This is a genomic window from Bartonella sp. F02 (assembly GCF_026929975.1).
Classification (GTDB): Bacteria; Pseudomonadota; Alphaproteobacteria; order Rhizobiales; family Rhizobiaceae; genus Bartonella.
The window spans coordinates 81366-99166 of sequence record NZ_JANHOK010000002.1 but is presented as its reverse complement, the minus strand read 5'-3'; the positions used below and the strand labels follow the sequence as shown (position 1 = coordinate 99166).

The 17801-nt window shown below is 34.7% G+C and carries 18 protein-coding genes and 2 tRNA genes; 12 read left to right on the top strand and 8 right to left on the bottom strand.

Annotated elements, in window-relative coordinates; translation table 11 throughout:
* Positions 1-369: 369 nt before the first annotated feature.
* The 5 genes from NPY00_RS01870 to NPY00_RS01850 all read right to left on the bottom strand — a co-directional run bounded on the left by NPY00_RS01870 (position 370) and on the right by NPY00_RS01850 (position 2954).
* Positions 370-446 (bottom strand) — tRNA-Arg (locus NPY00_RS01870).
* Positions 447-456: 10 nt separating this feature from the next.
* The gene (locus tag NPY00_RS01865) at positions 457-762 is read right to left on the bottom strand and encodes an ETC complex I subunit (RefSeq protein ID WP_269020339.1); all 306 of its coding nucleotides are present in this window, start codon (positions 760-762) and stop codon (positions 457-459) included.
* A 90-nt stretch (positions 763-852) separates the two neighbouring features.
* Positions 853-929 (bottom strand) — tRNA-Pro (locus tag NPY00_RS01860).
* A gap of 184 nt (positions 930-1113) precedes the next feature.
* Positions 1114-1803 (bottom strand): DnaA regulatory inactivator HdaA, encoded by a 690-nt coding sequence (gene hdaA, locus NPY00_RS01855; protein WP_269020338.1) that lies wholly within the window; start codon positions 1801-1803, stop codon positions 1114-1116.
* Positions 1800-2954, bottom strand: a complete 1155-nt coding sequence (locus tag NPY00_RS01850; RefSeq protein WP_269020337.1) for an AI-2E family transporter — start codon at positions 2952-2954, stop codon at positions 1800-1802. Before NPY00_RS01850 ends, hdaA begins: the two co-directional genes overlap by 4 nt.
* A gap of 252 nt (positions 2955-3206) precedes the next feature.
* Here NPY00_RS01850 and purM point away from each other — a divergent pair, with 252 nt between their 5' ends.
* Both purM and purN read left to right on the top strand, forming a co-directional pair.
* Entirely contained in the window at positions 3207-4292 is a 1086-nt protein-coding gene (purM, locus tag NPY00_RS01845) for a phosphoribosylformylglycinamidine cyclo-ligase (protein ID WP_269020336.1), read from the top strand.
* A complete protein-coding gene (gene purN, locus NPY00_RS01840; protein WP_269020335.1) occupies positions 4289-4900 on the top strand; it encodes a phosphoribosylglycinamide formyltransferase in 612 nt (203 codons plus the stop codon). Before purM ends, purN begins: the two co-directional genes overlap by 4 nt.
* Positions 4901-5056: 156 nt before the next feature.
* On the opposite strand, the gene NPY00_RS01835 is transcribed toward purN, so the two are convergent.
* A complete protein-coding gene (locus tag NPY00_RS01835; RefSeq protein WP_269020334.1) occupies positions 5057-7600 on the bottom strand; it encodes an ATP-binding protein in 2544 nt (847 codons plus the stop codon).
* A 268-nt stretch (positions 7601-7868) separates the two neighbouring features.
* On the opposite strand from NPY00_RS01835, the gene NPY00_RS01830 reads away from it, so the two are divergent.
* The gene (locus tag NPY00_RS01830) at positions 7869-8354 is read left to right on the top strand and encodes a hypothetical protein (protein ID WP_329957991.1); all 486 of its coding nucleotides are present in this window, start codon (positions 7869-7871) and stop codon (positions 8352-8354) included.
* 14 nt (positions 8355-8368) lie between these two features.
* Here NPY00_RS01830 and dksA read toward each other — a convergent pair whose 3' ends face one another.
* Together dksA and NPY00_RS01820 are read right to left on the bottom strand one after the other, a co-directional pair.
* Positions 8369-8785, bottom strand: a complete 417-nt coding sequence (dksA, locus tag NPY00_RS01825; protein WP_269020332.1) for an RNA polymerase-binding protein DksA — start codon at positions 8783-8785, stop codon at positions 8369-8371.
* Positions 8786-9412: 627 nt separating this feature from the next.
* Positions 9413-9946, bottom strand: coding sequence for a flavin reductase (locus NPY00_RS01820; RefSeq protein ID WP_269020536.1), 534 nt, complete (start codon positions 9944-9946; stop codon positions 9413-9415).
* Between the two features lie 191 nt (positions 9947-10137).
* On the opposite strand from NPY00_RS01820, the gene rpe reads away from it, so the two are divergent.
* The 9 genes from rpe to grxD all read left to right on the top strand — a co-directional run bounded on the left by rpe (position 10138) and on the right by grxD (position 17784).
* The gene (rpe, locus tag NPY00_RS01815; RefSeq protein WP_269020331.1) at positions 10138-10809 is read left to right on the top strand and encodes a ribulose-phosphate 3-epimerase; all 672 of its coding nucleotides are present in this window, start codon (positions 10138-10140) and stop codon (positions 10807-10809) included.
* Between the two features lie 12 nt (positions 10810-10821).
* Complete coding sequence (gene purB / locus NPY00_RS01810) at positions 10822-12123, top strand: adenylosuccinate lyase (RefSeq protein ID WP_269020330.1); 1302 nt, start codon at positions 10822-10824, stop codon at positions 12121-12123.
* Positions 12124-12189: 66 nt separating this feature from the next.
* Positions 12190-12738 (top strand): RBBP9/YdeN family alpha/beta hydrolase, encoded by a 549-nt coding sequence (locus NPY00_RS01805; protein WP_269020329.1) that lies wholly within the window; start codon positions 12190-12192, stop codon positions 12736-12738.
* 169 nt (positions 12739-12907) lie between these two features.
* The gene (gene purC, locus NPY00_RS01800; RefSeq protein WP_269020328.1) at positions 12908-13672 is read left to right on the top strand and encodes a phosphoribosylaminoimidazolesuccinocarboxamide synthase; all 765 of its coding nucleotides are present in this window, start codon (positions 12908-12910) and stop codon (positions 13670-13672) included.
* A gap of 78 nt (positions 13673-13750) precedes the next feature.
* Positions 13751-13990, top strand: coding sequence for a phosphoribosylformylglycinamidine synthase subunit PurS (gene purS, locus NPY00_RS01795; RefSeq protein WP_269020327.1), 240 nt, complete (start codon positions 13751-13753; stop codon positions 13988-13990).
* Between the two features lie 12 nt (positions 13991-14002).
* Positions 14003-14671 (top strand): phosphoribosylformylglycinamidine synthase subunit PurQ, encoded by a 669-nt coding sequence (gene purQ, locus NPY00_RS01790; RefSeq protein WP_269020326.1) that lies wholly within the window; start codon positions 14003-14005, stop codon positions 14669-14671.
* A 213-nt stretch (positions 14672-14884) separates the two neighbouring features.
* Complete coding sequence (gene purL / locus NPY00_RS01785; RefSeq protein WP_269020325.1) at positions 14885-17095, top strand: phosphoribosylformylglycinamidine synthase subunit PurL; 2211 nt, start codon at positions 14885-14887, stop codon at positions 17093-17095.
* 19 nt (positions 17096-17114) lie between these two features.
* On the top strand, positions 17115-17345 hold the full coding sequence (locus NPY00_RS01780) for a BolA family transcriptional regulator (protein WP_269020324.1): 231 nt from the start codon (positions 17115-17117) through the stop codon (positions 17343-17345).
* Positions 17346-17451: 106 nt separating this feature from the next.
* Complete coding sequence (gene grxD, locus NPY00_RS01775) at positions 17452-17784, top strand: Grx4 family monothiol glutaredoxin (RefSeq protein ID WP_269020323.1); 333 nt, start codon at positions 17452-17454, stop codon at positions 17782-17784.
* Positions 17785-17801: the final 17 nt, after the last annotated feature.

The following is a 17801-nucleotide window of genomic DNA, read 5'->3' as shown; positions in this document are numbered from 1 at the left end:
TTTTCTGTCATTTCATTCATCTTAAAACTTTAAATTAACAATCGCTATTTTATCTCTTTCTGACTCTGATATTCAAAAATTTATCTACTTACACACACAACCATTATATACGAAACACTCTTTTTAATAAAAATATCAAGAATTACAAATGACAAAACTAATAATTTAAAGTGGTTACGAATAATAGGAATTTTTTAGCTCTTTTATAATCTACTTTTTCAACTGAGTGAAAATATTACTGGGTGCGTCCATAAAAGCACACAAAATCAAGGATAATCAAAAATATAATAAACATGATCATTTCATGAAATGAAACGTCACTTTCACACCCTGGCGAACTGTGATCATCTCATTGATTCTATTGATAATTGGTGATCCCGACAGGATTCGAACCTGTGACCCACGGCTTAGAAGGCCGTTGCTCTATCCAACTGAGCTACGGGACCAATCGATCATTTAATGTGTCCAAGACTGCTGACGATCACAACGAAAATTATCAGAATATGAAATAGCTCGTCGCGAAATTTTACATGATTTTTCTACACGATAAGGAATAGAATTTTTTACGGCAAAAGCAATTGCCTCTTCCTTCATTTTAAAGCGAATTTTTACCTGACTATTGATATCAGATGTTGCGGTGTACCCCATAAGAGGTTCAAGCATTTTCGCTTGTTCTGGTTCATATTGAAGAATCCAAAAACCAGTATTCGCTTTCCCTGACTGCATTGCAGTTTTTGCTGGACTATAGATACGTGCAACCATGGTTTTCTTCCTTTAGATGATGAAACATATAAACAACACCTTCTGAATACATATTATCTAACAGCTTCATTATCCCGATCAAAATAAAAATGGTCGGAGCGATAGGATTCGAACCTACGACCCCCTGATCCCAAATCAGGTGCGCTACCAGGCTGCGCTACGCTCCGTCATTTTTATTCGACATACCTTCCCTAAAATTTTCACAACAGAAGTGCAAGAGCTAAACACACTTTTTTTTAAATTTTATTATATTTTCTTATAGATTGAAGACTTCTCTATATACTTTTTTTTCAAGTTACATGATTTTCTATAATAAAATTCAAAAAACAATTCTTCGATTGCCTCATTCTTTTACCAAGTATGCATATTAAGAACTTCTCCAACAACAGCGCGGGTTATTTTTCTTTTTTTTTGTAAAGCTAAACGATCAATGGAATCAATAACACGTCTTAATGAAAATAAAGATCTCTCACAGCGACTCACAAGATAATGGATAACATCTGGCTGAACAACAATTTGCCGATCAGAAAAAATTTTAAAAGCGATAGCTGTTAATAAAGTATCATCAGGTTGTTCAATCGTAACTAATGTAACCGAATTAAGACGACTTTTTAAATCATTTAATTTTAAATTCCATGCTGATGGTAATTTACGTGCAGTAATCAATAAGGTCGCTTGAATCTTATCCAGATTCGCTTGTTTAATACTATTAATTAAATGAAAAAGTCCTGTTTCGCTAATTTCACGCGCATCAATATCTTCAATTAAGAACGATTTTCCTGAAGATACTAAAGAAATTGCTTGATCAATTTCATCATTGTGAATGCTTAAAGCATTGGCTTTTTGTGCCCATACACTAGAAAAATGCGTCTTTCCAGACCCTCTATTTCCAACCAAGACAGCAACAGGAAAAACCCAATTTGGCCAATGATTAATCAATTGAAAAGCCATCCGATTACTATCTGTAACGACTAAATCATCGAATGTAAAAACTGGTTCATAAGAAAAATCTAGAGGCAACTGTGTTTGACACTCATTCATTCTAGCGGCTCCAAATCCTCATTTTGCGAATACATTCGAGAACTAAGATAAGTGTGAAGAGCAAAACGAACCAAAACACCAACGGCAGCAGCAGCAGGAACAGCAACAAGCATACCCGTAAAACCAAACAAAGAACCAAAAGCAAACAATGAAAACATCAACCATACTGGATGAAGACCAACTGATGAACCAACAAGTTTTGGTTGAAGAATATAACCTTCAACAAACTGACCAATGAGAAAAACAATTATAACAACAACAATCCAAATCCACTCATTGGGATAAAATTGAACCCATGCAACACCAACAGATAAAACAAAACCACTCATTGTGCCGATGTACGGGATAAAACTAATGAGCCCTACAAATAAACCAATCAAAAGACCAAAATTGAGTTCAAGAATAGTTAAAGCAATAGCATAATACGCCCCGAGTATTAAACAAACTGTTCCTTGCCCACGAATAAAACCAGCAACAGCTCGATCCATTTTATAAAAAATATCACGAACAGTCTCAACATGATCACGCGGTATCCACGAATCAACAGCTTCAACCATACGCGGCCAATCTAACAACATATAAAATGCTACCACAGGCGCTACAGTAAAGAGACTCACAATGCTCACTATAGACTTCCCTGATTTTAAAAGTGAATTTAAAAGAGAGGCGATAAAATCAGAACTTTGCCCTAAAAGTGCTTTAATATTAGCTTGGAATTCACCCGGATCACTACCAAAATAACGCCTTACCCAATTAAAATCATACTCAACTAAAAAAGTTTGAATGCGATTAATATAAATCGGCAAACCATTACTGACAAATTGTTGTATTTGCCAACTAATAATGGGAATCAAAAGAATTAAAGACGTTACAAAAACAACAATAATAAATACAGTAATCAGCACTGTACCAAAAACACGACGAATACCAATCTTTTCAAGAAGTTGAACAATTGGATTTAAAAAATAGGCTAAGACAATTCCCACTATAAAAGGAAGTAAAACTGATCCAAAAATATACATAAAGGAAAGGAAAAAAAATAATGTTCCCAACCAAAAAAAGATCTGTTTTTTTATACTGTTTGATAATGGAACTTGTGTATAACCTATATAATAATCTTGAATTTTATTCTCACTAATTTTCTTTTTCATTGGTCGTGTTGTAACTATCTAATATCTTATTCATATTAACAACTTAAATATCTTCTTCATAAAGATTTCAAATTTATAAAGATTTCAAAAAATCTCTATAAAGAATTATGCAGTTTCTTTCATTTGGGTCAAGCAAACAATCATTTATTTCTTGGGTGTTCAATATTAATACCTCTTGCAGAGATAGCTCTGTCGTGGCATGCATAATATCAACATCATATCAACATCTGATTTTCCATAAGGAAGGCTCCAATGAGCAATCAACATTCAGTAAATAATAAATCTAATAATAGCCTTACCTATGCAGAAGCCGGCGTTGATATTGATATGGGCAATGCTATGGTAGAAAAAATTAAACCTTATATTCGTTCAACAAAACGAATAGGAGCAAACACCGAAATTGGAGGATTTGGCGGTTTATTTGATTTAAAAGCTGCCGGATATACTGATCCCATTCTTGTAGCCTCCAATGATGGTGTTGGTACAAAATTAAAAATCGCTATTGAAGTTGGTATCCATAATAGCATTGGCATTGATCTTGTAGCCATGTGTGTCAATGATTTAATTGTACAAGGAGCTGAACCACTATTTTTCCTCGATTATTTTGCAACTGGAAAACTTGATGCTGAACAAGGTGTTTCAATTATTTCTGGAATTGCAAAAGGATGCCAGCAAGCAGGGGCAGCTCTTATAGGTGGAGAAACGGCAGAAATGCCTGGAATGTACGCTGAAGGAGATTATGACTTAGCAGGCTTTGCAGTAGGTGCAGCTGAACGTAGCACATTATTGCCCTCCCCAAATCTTGTGGAAGGAGATATTATTTTAGGTCTTCATTCCTCTGGAATTCATTCTAACGGTTTTTCTCTTGTTAGACGAATTGTTGAACAAAACAATCTTAAGTGGGATCAACCCGCTCCTTTTAATCCTCAAATAAATCTTGGCGAATCGCTTTTGATACCAACTAAAATTTATGTAAAATCACTCTTACCAATTATAAGAAACGACATAGGAATCAAAGCTCTAGCTCACATAACGGGAGGTGGGTTTTCTGAGAATATTCCACGTGTACTTCCCTCTTCTCTTTGCGCTGAAATTAATCTTTCTGCTATTAACATTCCACCAGTATTTTCATGGATTGCTAAACAAGGTGGAGTAACAACAACAGAAATGTTACGAACATTCAACTGTGGTATTGGCATGATTGTTATTGTCGCGCAAAATTCAGCTGAAACCATCCTAAAGGAACTCGAAACTCAAGGGGAAACAGCTATTCTCCTTGGTACTTTAATAAAAAATCAAGGTAAAAAAATTATCTATAAAGGTACACTTAACTTATGAAAAAGCAAATTATTGTTTTTATTTCTGGCAATGGAAGCAATATGGTCTCTCTCGCTAAAGCGAGTCAACAAGCTGAGTATCCTGCTGAAATTGCTGCAGTTATTTGTGACAACTCGCATGCTGCAGGCATCCAAAAAGCACGTGATAATGGTCTATCCATTCATATTGTGGATCGAAAAAATTATCCAACAAGAGAAACACACGAAAAAGCTATCCTTACAATTTTAGAACAATATCAGCCGGATCTTATCTGTCTTGCAGGTTATATGCGTCTTATTTCTGCATATTTTATAAATTTTTATGAAGGACGAATTCTAAACATTCACCCTTCTCTTTTACCTTCATTTAAAGGTTTAAATCCCCATGAAAGAGTTTTACAAGCAGGTGTTAAAATTACTGGCTGTACCGTTCATATTGTGACAGAAGAAATGGATGCAGGTAAAATTATTGCTCAAGCCGCTGTTCCAGTATGTTCAAACGATACTGCTGATAGTTTAGCGCAACGCGTTCTTAAAGCTGAACATAAACTTTACCCTGAAGCTGTAAAGACATTCATAAACAAGAATAATAAAATAACTGATTTTCAGCAACAGCTTTTATCTTTTTAAATCAATAACATATATAAAATATTTCTTTAAAAAGTCATTCATTTTTTATTGATTATGAAGATAAAGCTATTTTTTATATAATCAATTTTACTCATAGATCACTATAATGATTTTTGAAAAAAATCATTATAGTTTATCTAAACAGTTAAAAATATATTATTGTTCTAGCATTTCTTTAACTGTTAAAGCTAACTGTTTGAGAGTAAATGGTTTTGATAAAAACCCGAAAACAGAATCTTCAGGAAGATTTTTGGTAAAAGCATCTTTTGCATACCCAGAAACAAAAATAAATTTAATATCAGGATATTTTTTGCGCGCTTCTCTGAGAAAAGTTGGTCCATCCATTTCTGGCATAACCACGTCAGATACAATAAGATCAATAGCTCCTTCCTTTTCTTCAAGTACAGCAAGTGCTTCTACACCACTTACAGCTTCTAAAACATTATACCCCCTCATTTGAAGTGCTCTCACCCCACCCATTCTAACAGCATCTTCATCTTCAACAATTAAAATAGTCGCAGAACCTGTTAAATCTGTATTTTTTTCCAATTCATTTGTTTTTTCAATTTTTTGAGAAATCTCATTACTATTATCAGAAACATAACGTGGTAAGAAAATATGAAATGCTGTTCCTTTCCCTTCTTGGCTATCACAATAAATATAACCTCCAGACTGTTTAATAATACCGTACACCATCGATAAACCAAGCCCTGTTCCTTTTCCAACTTCTTTTGTAGTAAAGAATGGCTCAAACATTTTTTCTTGTATCTTAGCAGGTATCCCAGTTCCTGTATCTGAAATAGTTAATTGCATATATTCACCAATAACAAAACCAGAATAATTAAATTCTGCACTTTGTTGTTTTGTAATATTATTTGTTGTAATTGTTATTACACCTCCATCAGACATAGCATCACGTGCATTGATAACTAAATTCATAATAACACGCTGAAAGGAAGCTTGATCAACTTCAACATTCCACAAATCTCTTCCATGAATAATTTTTAACTGAATATTATTTCCTAAAAGAGGTAAAATAAGATTTCGGATATCTGATAAAAGTTCCGTAAAATCAACTTTCTCAGGTCGAAGCGTTTGTTTTCGAGAAAAAGCCAATAGTTGCTGAACAAGTGCGGCCGCACGATTAGCATTATTTTTGATATTCATTAGATCAGCATGTGCTGGATCAAAACTACGGTGCGTATTTAAAAGAATATCACACGACATTAAAATTGCTGTTAAAACATTATTAAAATCGTGAGCAATACCACCTGCAAGCTGACCCACAGCTTGCATTTTTTGGCTTTGCACCATTTTATCTTCAAATGTTTTTTGCTCTGTTATTTCCATAACAGATAAAATAACAAAATCTTGTGATACATTATCATCATATTGCGTTATAGGCGCAAAATAAAGACGCAAATGACATTCTTTATTACTTTCCAAAATTGTTTCTATCGGAGTTAAATAATTTTTATTTGTTCTAATTTTATAAAATATCCGCTCTAATTGCGCATGATCATGATGAGATATAAGATCGTCAAGATTTTTTGTTTTATCAGAACATCCTGTCAATAACGAAAAAGAGCTATTAAGATGGATAAATTGCCCTTTTGAGTTCATCACCGCTATAGCAAAAGGACTAGAGTCAAAATATTCTAGCAATACATTTAGTAATTTTGATTGATCGTTGTTTTCGCTCTTTTGCACCTGTTGTGGCAAAAGAACCATACGATAAACAATGTCATTTTCTATAAGAGAAGACGCATACATAAAACAATTAAATATTTGTCGGTCTTCAATCTCTGAAACAAAACATAAAGAAAATATATAAGGCATAAAACAGTTTGAACTTTGATATTTGTCATATTCAAGACAAATCTCATTCCATGTTTTATTATTTCCGACATCAGAAAATAATTGATCAAAACTGTATTGTTCAGTTGTAAAATTTGCTAAATCAATTGAAAACCATTCAGCAAAAACTGCATTCGAATAGAGAATATTTCCTTTTGCATTAATTGATAAAAATCCAACAGGAGCTTGGTCTAAATGATGAATAGCTTCTTGAAGATTCAAATAAAAAGATTCATGACATATCTTCAAATGCGAAATATCAGAAATACGCCATAATAAAAGCTTTTTTTTCCGCTTTGTTATCGGCTGAATAGAAATATTGTACCAAACGGATTTTTTTTCTGTAGAGTGAATAAAAATTGACTGATCTACCCTAAATTCTTCTTGAGCTGCATGATTATTAAATGCTGCGATTTTCAAACGATATAAAAGTTTATCAACATCTGGAAGATCAGAAAGAACTGTATAACAAGAGGCTTCAGGTCTATACGTATAAATTTTTTGATAATTTTTATTAGAATAATACACAAAACCAGATATATCAGATATCACAATTGCATCATCTACTTCATTAAAAAAACTAAAATCCAATTTCTTATGCAACTGTATTGTTTCGTATCTTAAAGCACCAAGCCCTATTAACAAAATTGCAATCACACCTATGATTGCTAAAACGAAAATTGATACTAAAGTAGCCTGATAGAAGTAGCTTTGCGGATAAAAAATATCCAAAAAACCTATCATAAACAAAAAAAGTATGACAAAAACACTACTCCAAAACAAAGTACCACAGTGGATAGAAGCAGATAATGATTTTTCAATATCTTTAAAATTTTTATTCATTTTTATCTACCTCGATCATAGCTGTTTTCTTCATCATAAATTATCTTTATAATCTCTCTTATGAAATAGGGAGCTGATATATTTACTTAATAAAAATCAGTTAATGTTTTAAAAGCATATTTAATGATTTAAACAGACTTCTTAAGGTGTACTTCCAAACTTTTATTAATTTAAAATAATAATTCCACAATTGTACAGGAAAAGTAATATGAATATCTGGCTATCAAAACAAATGGGTATCCCCACGGAAAACATAATAACAAATTTTATGTTTCTAATAATAGCTATTCTAGCAATTACTGTAGTTATTATGTTTTTACGCCGTTTTCAAAAAAAAGAATTGAATAATAACAATGAAAAACGTTCACTCCGTTTAACGGTATGTGATACAATTGCCATTGATCGCACACGTTATCTTGTTTTGATCCGTCGTGATAATGTAGAACATTTAATTCTTGTTGGCGGACAAAAAGATCTTATAATAGAGTCCAATATTATCGGAAAGCCCATCACTCAAAAAAGCGATTGCAAACCCTCAGGAGATACACAAGAAACAATAACAAAAACCAATACTTCCCCCAGTAACACAGAGGAATCAACTCCTTTTATCAATGTAAAAGAATTCGCAGAAAACAGAACCTCTGCTTGTGCAAACCAAAATCTAGAAGATTCAGAAATTACAGCTACAATTGAAGGACGGCAAGAACCATCTCTCTTTATCCCAGATCAAAAAAATAAAACACTCAATGACTAAAAATTTGAATATTTTTAGCTTTCACGATAGACTCTTTCTCGCCGCTCATGACGTTCCTGTGCCTCCAAAGACAACACTGCAATCGGCCTAGCTTCAAGACGTCGTATACTGATGGGCTCCCCAGTTTCCTCACAAAATCCGTAAGTTCCGTTATCAATACGCTCCAAAGCTGCATCTATTTTTGAGATGAGTTTTCTCTGACGATCACGAGCACGCAATTCAATAGTACGATCAGTTTCACAAGATGCTCTGTCAGTCAAATCAGGTTGACTAATATTTTCTTCTTGTAAATTTTCTAAAGTTTCGCGCGCCTCTTTTAATATATCATTTTTCCAAGAAATTAGCTTAGCACGAAAATATGCCTTTTGACGTTCATTCATAAAAGGCTCATCTTCACTCGGACGATATTGATCACCAACCTCTTTACTCATGCCATAAAACCTCCGCATATGGTATGTGCGGTCTATATATTGTGCACCATTAATCAAAACAAGTATAAAATTTATTTTTATAACAAAATACGAATATATTTAATTGGCTATTCGAATTTTCAGTCTATTTTTTCTGACATATTGGTATCTTTACCAAAGACTTTTTTTAGGAAAATCTTTTCATAAAGAAATTAAAAAATTTATCATATTCTTAATTTTTTTGTTTTTAGATAAAATATTTTTCAAAATAAAAAATATTCCCGCTATAGTTTTTTATTATCACTTCAGAAAAAATCAAATTGTTTTTTTTAATGAAAACACTTTAATTTCATCTTTATTACACTTCAAAAGCAGATATAATTATGTTTTCAAAAAGTTAAGAAAAACATTTCATAAATCATTTATATCTTCACGCTAACCTAGTATAGCTGTAATATAAAAGACTAGACTTTATGCTATTTTCAACAAAGTGAAATACAATAATACACCTGTAGCATTTTAACTAAAAGCAGCAAGCAACCGAAGAAAAATTTCTGTAAAAATTTGATGCAAATTTCTTATTTAGGTTATCAAATTGAAAATTGAACAAAATTCAAAATTATCAATGTTTATACAAAATGCAAATATTCATAAAGACAGAGTATGATAATTACGATTTAAATACATCAAAGCATCTTTTTCTTGATTACGATTTATTGCAACAACTTCACCAATTAAAATATAATGAGTTGCATGTTCATAGCAACGAACTAAATGACAATCAAGTGAAGCTAAAGAATCTGATAAGCTGGGCGCGCCTGTTTGTAAAACAGACCATTGAGCTTTATCGAAGCGCTCTGTTTGAGCAAGACCATAACGACCAGAAAAAATATCCGCTAATGATTGATGCTTTCCTGCTAAACTATTAACGCAAAAATTTCCATTTTCCATAAATAGCTTATTTTCAAAATTATGACGCATTAAACAAACAAGAAGCGTTGGAGGATCATCTGATAAAGAACAGCATGCTGAAACTGTCACTCCACGCTTTCCTCCACTGCCATTTGTCGTCACAATATGCACAGCTCCTGCAAAATGACTCATAGCGTCTCGATATTCTTGCGGAGAAACGGGATCAATTTCTTGAAGAATAGGTTGTAAATGGGATGTGTGATTTGACATATATTTCATTTAGCATAGCTTTTAAAATTTCTAAAGATATTTTGATGAATTGATAGACTGTATATATCTTTTCTCATACATCATACCATAATGAATAATGAAAATGTATGTTTTAACAGATACTATTACGTGCTAATAACAGGAAAATTATATAATTGCGTGTTTAAAAGAAGCCTCTCAAGGAGATTTGAATGCCTTATTCCCATATTATTTCGCCTTCCCTTTTGGCTTCTGATTTTTCCAAACTTGGACAAGAAATGCTAGATGTTATCGATGCTGGTGCTGACTGGATCCATCTCGATATTATGGATGGTCACTTTGTTCCGAACATTACCTTTGGTCCAGATACTATTAAAGCATTACGTCCGCTTACAAAAGCAACTTTTGATGTTCATCTCATGATAGCACCCGTAGATCCTTATCTTGAAGCTTTTGCACAAGCTGGTTCAGATATTATAACCGTTCATGCAGAAGCAAGTCCCCATATCCATCGTTCACTGCAAACAATTAAAGCAATGGGGAAAAAAGCTGGTATTTCCATCAATCCAAGCACACCAGAACATGTGCTTGAGTATTTACTTGATCAGTTAGATCTTATTCTTATCATGACTGTTAACCCTGGTTTCGGTGGACAAAGTTTTATTCCAGAAATGAAAAATAAAATTGAACGAGTAAAAAAGATGATTGCCCACCGTCCTATTCATCTTGAAGTCGATGGCGGCATCACCGTTGATACCATTGGAATAACTTCAAAAGCTGGAGCAAATGTATTTGTTGCAGGTTCTGCAATTTATAAAAATGGAAATGCAAGCCTTTATAAAACACGTATTCACGCACTAAGACAAGCAGCAAAACTTTCATAACAAGGAAAAAAAATGATTACACGTTATTCTCGCCCTGAAATGGTCGCCGTCTGGTCTCCAGAAACTAAATATCGTATTTGGTTTGAAATTGAAGCACATGCCTGTGATGCACTTGCTCAGATTGGTGTCATTCCACCAGAAGTTACAAAAGTCATTTGGGAAAAAGGTAAAACAGCTGAATTTGATGTAAACCGTATTAATGAAATTGAAGAGATTACAAAACATGATGTTATCGCTTTTCTTACCCATTTAGCTGAACTTATTGGACCAGAAGCGCGTTTTATTCATCAAGGAATGACCTCATCAGATATCCTAGATACAACATTCAATGTTCAACTCATGCGTGCCAGTGATATTCTACTCAAAGATATCGATCAGCTTCTTGAAGCATTAAAAACTCGTGCTTTCGAGCACAAAGATACAATTACTATTGGACGTAGTCATGGTATCCACGCAGAACCTATAACCTTTGGCGTCAAATTTGCTCTTGCATATGCTGAATTTTCTCGTTGCCGTGAACGTCTCGTAGCAGCACGTAAAGAAATTTCTACCTGTGCCATTTCAGGAGCTGTCGGCACTTTTGCAAATATCGATCCTCGGGTTGAAGAACATGTCGCAAAAGCTTTAGGTATGCATGCTGAACCTGTTTCTACTCAAGTTATACCACGAGATCGCCATGCTATGTTCTTTGTAACGCTTGGTGTTATCGCTTCATCTATTGAAAGATTAGCGATAGAAATACGTCACCTGCAACGAACAGAAGTCTTGGAAGCTGAAGAATACTTTTCGCCAGGACAAAAAGGTTCATCTGCAATGCCCCATAAACGAAATCCTGTTCTAACAGAAAATTTAACTGGATTAGCACGCATGGTTCGCGCATTTGCAATGCCGGCCATGGAAAATGTTGCGCTTTGGCATGAACGTGATATTTCACATTCATCTGTTGAACGGTATATCGGCCCTGACGCAACGATTACCCTTGACTTTGCTCTTGTTAGGCTAACATCTGTTATTAAAAACTTAATTGTTTATCCAGAAAACATGCAAAAAAATCTTAATAAATTTCGTGGTCTCGTTCATTCACAACGAGTACTTTTAGCGCTAACACAAGCTGGTATCAGTCGAGAAAATGCTTATCGAATTGTACAACGAAATGCAATGAGAGTCTGGGAGCAAGGAAAAGACTTTTTAGAAGAGCTACTCAATGATCAAGATGTTGCAAAAGCACTCAGTGAAGAAGAACTGCGCGAAAAATTTGATCTTGCTTATCATACCAAACATATTGATACAATTTTTAAACGTGTTTTTGGGTAATGACAACAATTTCATGAAAAAATAAGCCCCCGTTATTTTAAATCTATGGAATAAAAGAAAAAGTTCATGAAAGCTAATCAACTTGATATTCTCATTATCCCTGGCTATAAAGGATCTGGCTCAGATCATTGGCAAACACGTTGGGAACAAAAGTTATCTACAGCGCGCCGCGTTAAACAAAACCATTGGTCAAAACCTATCTGCGAAGAATGGGTTAATGAGGTTGAAAGCGCTATTTCTCAAGCTACTAAGCCTGTTGTTATGGTTGCTCATTCATTGGGAGTTCCAACAGCCATCCGTGCGATTGCACACAGTTCAGAAAAAGTTTGCGGCGCTTTCTTTGTTGCTCCACCAGACGTGAATAATGAAAAAATACGCCCCAAACATTTAATGACATTTGGTCCATATCATCGTGAAAAGCTCCCTTTTCCTTCAGTGGTTGTAGCAAGCCGTAATGATGAATTTTGCCAATTTTCAGTTGCAGAAAAACTTGCAAATGACTGGGGATCTCTCTTTGTCGATGCTGGACAGTCAGGACATCTGAATGTAGAATCAGGACACGGCCCTTGGCCTGAAGGACTTATGGTTTTTTCTCACTTTCTTGCAAAACTTTGACGCTAAATATGGATTACCTTCTTTATGCTATTCCTTTTAAATGCTTCTTTTTTATACTCCCAATAACAAAAATGCTAATATATCTTGAGCAATGATTGAGAATTCCTACTAATTAGTATAGTATTCTCTTTCACCCTTATAGAAACCTTTCAACAAATAGAGAATCATGATGAACCGTCGCCACCGTGTTTATGAAGGTAAGGCTAAAATTTTATATGAAGGACCTGAGCCAGGAACCTATATTCAATTTTTTAAAGATGATGCAACTGCATTTAATGCAAAAAAACATGAAATTATTGATGGTAAAGGCGTCCTTAATAATCGTATTTCGGAACATATCTTTTGCCACCTTAGTCGTTTAGGTATCCCTACACACTTTATCAAACGGATAAATATGCGCGAGCAGCTTATCAAAGCTGTTGATATTATTCCTTTAGAAGTTGTCGTTCGTAATGTTGCGGCTGGTTCCCTTTCACAGCGTTTAGGGTTAGAAGAAGGAACACCTCTTTCACAATCAATCATTGAATTTTATTATAAAAATGATTCTCTGAATGATCCAATGGTTACTGAAGAACATATCACTGCTTTTGGATGGGCTGTTCCGCAAGAAGTAGAAGATATTATGCAACTTTCAATTCGTATTAATGATTTTCTTTCTGGGCTTTTTGCAGGTGTTGGAATTCAATTAATTGATTTTAAAATGGAATTTGGTCGTTTATGGGAAGGTGAAACAATGCGTATTGTGCTTGCTGATGAAATTTCACCTGATTCTGCTCGTTTATGGGATATGCAAACACTGGAGAAAATGGATAAAGACCGTTTTCGTCGTGATATGGGTGGATTAATTGATGCTTATCAGGATGTAGCAAGACGTCTGGGAATTATGAATGAAAATGAACCACCAAGACCAAGTGGCCCAGTTTTAGTCAAATAAAATAAGGTGATGCAACACTATCTTGATAGAGTTTTTGCTCCCTAGACAGAAATTGATTTTTAAAACAGGAAATAAAATATGAAAGCACGCGTCACAGTCACTTTGAAAAATAGCGTTCTTGACCCTCAAGGAGAAGCAATTGCTGGTGCTTTAAATAGTTTAGATTTCAAAGAAGTTCAGTCTATTCGTCAAGGAAAAGTTTTCGATATTGTTCTCAATGACATACCAACTGAAGCTGCAAAAGAGGAATTAAAACAAATGTGCGAGCAATTGCTTGCAAATACTGTTATCGAAAATTACTTTATAGAAATTCTTTAAACGGACTATTTCATGAAAACTGCAATCATTCAATTACCTGGGTTAAATCGCGATCGAGATATGATTGCAGCATTACACCATGTAACAGGAGTTGAGCCATTAAAAATTTGGCAAACTGAAACAGAAATTCCAAATGTGGATATGATTGTTATTCCTGGCGGTTTTTCTTATGGTGATTATTTAAGATGTGGTGCTATTGGTGCACGAATGCCAGTTTTACAAGCGGTTCGTGAAAAAGCGCAAAAAGGCGTCATGATAATGGGCGTATGCAATGGATTTCAAATTTTACTAGAAGCGGGATTATTACCAGGCGCGTTAATGCGTAATGCTTCATTAAAATTTGTTTGTAAGGAAATAAAACTTGAAATCATCAATTCCAAAACAAAATTTTCTCGATGCTATCATGAAGGACAAATTATTCGCTGTCCTGTTGCTCACCACGATGGAAACTATTATGCAGATCCAGATACATTAAAACAATTGGAAGATAATAAACAAATTGTTTTCCGTTATGCGGACAATACAAATCCTAACGGTTCGATTAATGATATTGCTGGGATTGTTAATAAAACTGGCAATGTTCTTGGTTTAATGCCTCACCCTGAAAATTTCATTGAGACAGCACATGGCGGAACTGATGGCCGTTTACTTTTTCAAAGTGCTTTAGAGTTAGTAAATTAATGACCATAGGAAAATATTTTTTAGATTATTTAACAATAATCGCTTGGATAAAACAATTGATGACACGAATAATAAGCGCTGTCAGAAAAAAATCACTTTACAGTTCATTAATAGCTTCATCATCAAAAAATGAAATCACAAATAATGTTAGCGCATTGAATTACAGGCTGCGCAAATGCTCAACTTTGATTAATTTGACGGAGTGAAACACTCATGAATCCTCGCAATGACATTGCTATCACACCAGAATTAATTGAACATCACGGTTTAAAAACTGATGAATATCAACGTATTCTAAAATTAATCGGTAGAGAACCAACATTTACTGAACTTGGAATTTTTTCAGCAATGTGGAATGAGCATTGTTCTTATAAATCATCCAAAAAATGGCTCAAAACTTTACCTACAAAGGGAGCTTGTGTCATTCAAGGTCCTGGAGAGAATGCCGGTGTCGTTGATATCGGAAACAATCAATGTGTTGTTTTTAAAATGGAAAGCCATAATCACCCTTCTTATATTGAACCTTATCAAGGTGCAGCAACGGGTGTTGGGGGAATTCTCCGTGATGTTTTTACAATGGGGGCTCGTCCTGTTGCAGCAATGAATGCATTGCGATTTGGATCTCCTGATCATCCTCGAACACGTCACCTTGTTTCTGGAGTTGTTGCTGGAATCGGTGGTTATGGTAATGCTTTTGGTGTTCCAACTGTTGGTGGAGAAGTTGACTTTGATGAACGCTATAACGGAAATATTCTTGTTAATGCTTTTGCAGCCGGTATTACAGAAATAGATTCTATTTTTTATTCCAAAGCACAAGGAGTAGGATTACCGGTTGTTTATCTTGGTGCTAAAACAGGACGTGATGGTGTTGGGGGAGCAACTATGGCTTCCGCTGAATTTGATGACTCTGTTGATGAAAAACGTCCAACAGTTCAAGTTGGGGATCCCTTTACTGAAAAATGTCTTCTCGAAGCGTGTTTAGAGTTAATGGCTTTAAAAGCTGTTATTGCAATTCAAGATATGGGAGCCGCTGGGTTAACATCTTCTGCGGTTGAAATGGGAGCAAAAGGAGATTTAGGAATAGAACTTGATCTTGATAAAGTTCCTGTCCGTGAAGAAAATATGACAGCCTATGAAATGATGCTTTCTGAAAGCCAAGAACGTATGCTTATGGTTCTTAAACCAGAAATGGAGACGCAAGCTGCTGCGATTTTTAATAAATGGGGACTGCATTTTTCTATTATTGGAAAAACAACAGATGATTTACGCTTCCGTGTCCTGCATCAAGGCAAGGAAGTCGCTAACCTTCCAATCAAAGAACTTGGTGATGAAGCTCCTGTTTATGATCGTCCTTGGGTAGAGCCTTCGAAAAAAACAACTCTTCCAGTAGAACAATTTAAACAAGTTCATAATCTTGATGATGCGCTTCTTACGTTGCTTAACTCCGCTAATCAAAGTTCACGCAGATGGGTTTATGAACAATATGATACACTCATTCAAGGAAATAGTCTTGTTCGCCCAGGAGGTGACGCAGGTGTTATCCGCGTCAGCAATAATGACAAACGAGCTCTTGCTTTTTCTTCTGATGTCACACCTCGTTATTGCGAAGCTGATCCTTATGAAGGAGGGAAACAAGCTGTTGCAGAATGTTGGCGCAATATCAGTACAACAGGAGCGACACCACTTGCTGCCACAGATAATCTTAATTTTGGCAATCCTGAAAAACCTGAAATCATGGGACAGCTTGTTTTTGCTATAAAAGGGATTGGTGAAGCGTGCAGAGCTCTCGATTTCCCCATCGTATCAGGAAATGTTTCTCTTTATAATGAAACCAATGGACAGGCAATTCCTCCAACCCCCACAATCGCTGGTGTCGGGATCATTGATGATTGGTCAAAATTAGCCACAATCGGTGGTATGCAAAATGATGATATTATTGTTCTCATTGGTTCTTGTGGTTCACATTTGGGACAATCAATTTATGCCCGTAATATTTTAAATATTGATGCAGGTGCACCACCTTGTGTTGATTTACAACTTGAAAAAAAACATGGTCTGTTTATACGAAACGTTATTAATCGCAACTTTGTTCATGCAGCTCATGATCTTTCCGATGGAGGATTAGCTATTGCTCTTGCAGAAATGGTCATTAAAGCAAAAAAAGGAGTCAAAATAGAATTAAGCAACAGCTTACCTCATCATGTTGAACTTTTTGGTGAAGATCAAGGACGTTATCTTTTAGCTGTTAAACCTGATGCACTTAATAAACTTAAAACACTTGCACAAGAAAAAGAAATTTTTCTTACAGAACTTGGTATTGTTGAAGGTGATACGCTTGATATAAAAAATGTCTTAACACTTTCAGTATCCAAACTCACACAAGCTTATGAAAACTGGTTTCCAGAATTTATGAGTGAAAAATAAACAGATAAAGGAAAAAGTCATGGCAATGAGTGCTCATGAAATTGAAACTCTTATTCGTGAAAGCATTCCTGATTCAACAGTGATTATTCGCGATCTTGCTGGAGATGGTGAACATTATGCTGCTGAAGTTATTTCAGAAAGCTTTCGAGGAAAAAGCCGTGTTCAACAACATAAAATGGTTTATGATGCTCTTAAAGGAAATATGGGAAATCTTCTTCACGCACTAGCACTCCAAACAAGTGTGCCTTAAAAATATAATCAAAATTTTCTCTTGCATTCACTCTATCAATACGATTAAAAGTAATACCTTGTGTAAATGCATACTTAAGGAAGTCTGCAACGTTGAAGGAATACAAATGGCTACTGTTCACGAATTTATTGATAACGAAATTAAAACAAATGATATCGTTTTATTCATGAAGGGAACGCCCAATTCTCCGCAATGCGGATTTTCAGGACAAGTTGTTCAAATTCTCGAATATTTAAAGTTACAATATAAAGGTATTAATATTTTAACTTCTGATGAATTGCGTCAAGGGATAAAAGATTACTCAAATTGGCCAACAATTCCACAGCTCTACATTAAAGGTGAGTTTATTGGGGGGTGTGATATTATTAAAGAAATGTTTCAAAGTAACGAATTACAGAAGTTGCTTATGGAAAAAAATATCGCCTTTAATATATCTTAATTTGTTTCTCGTTTTAT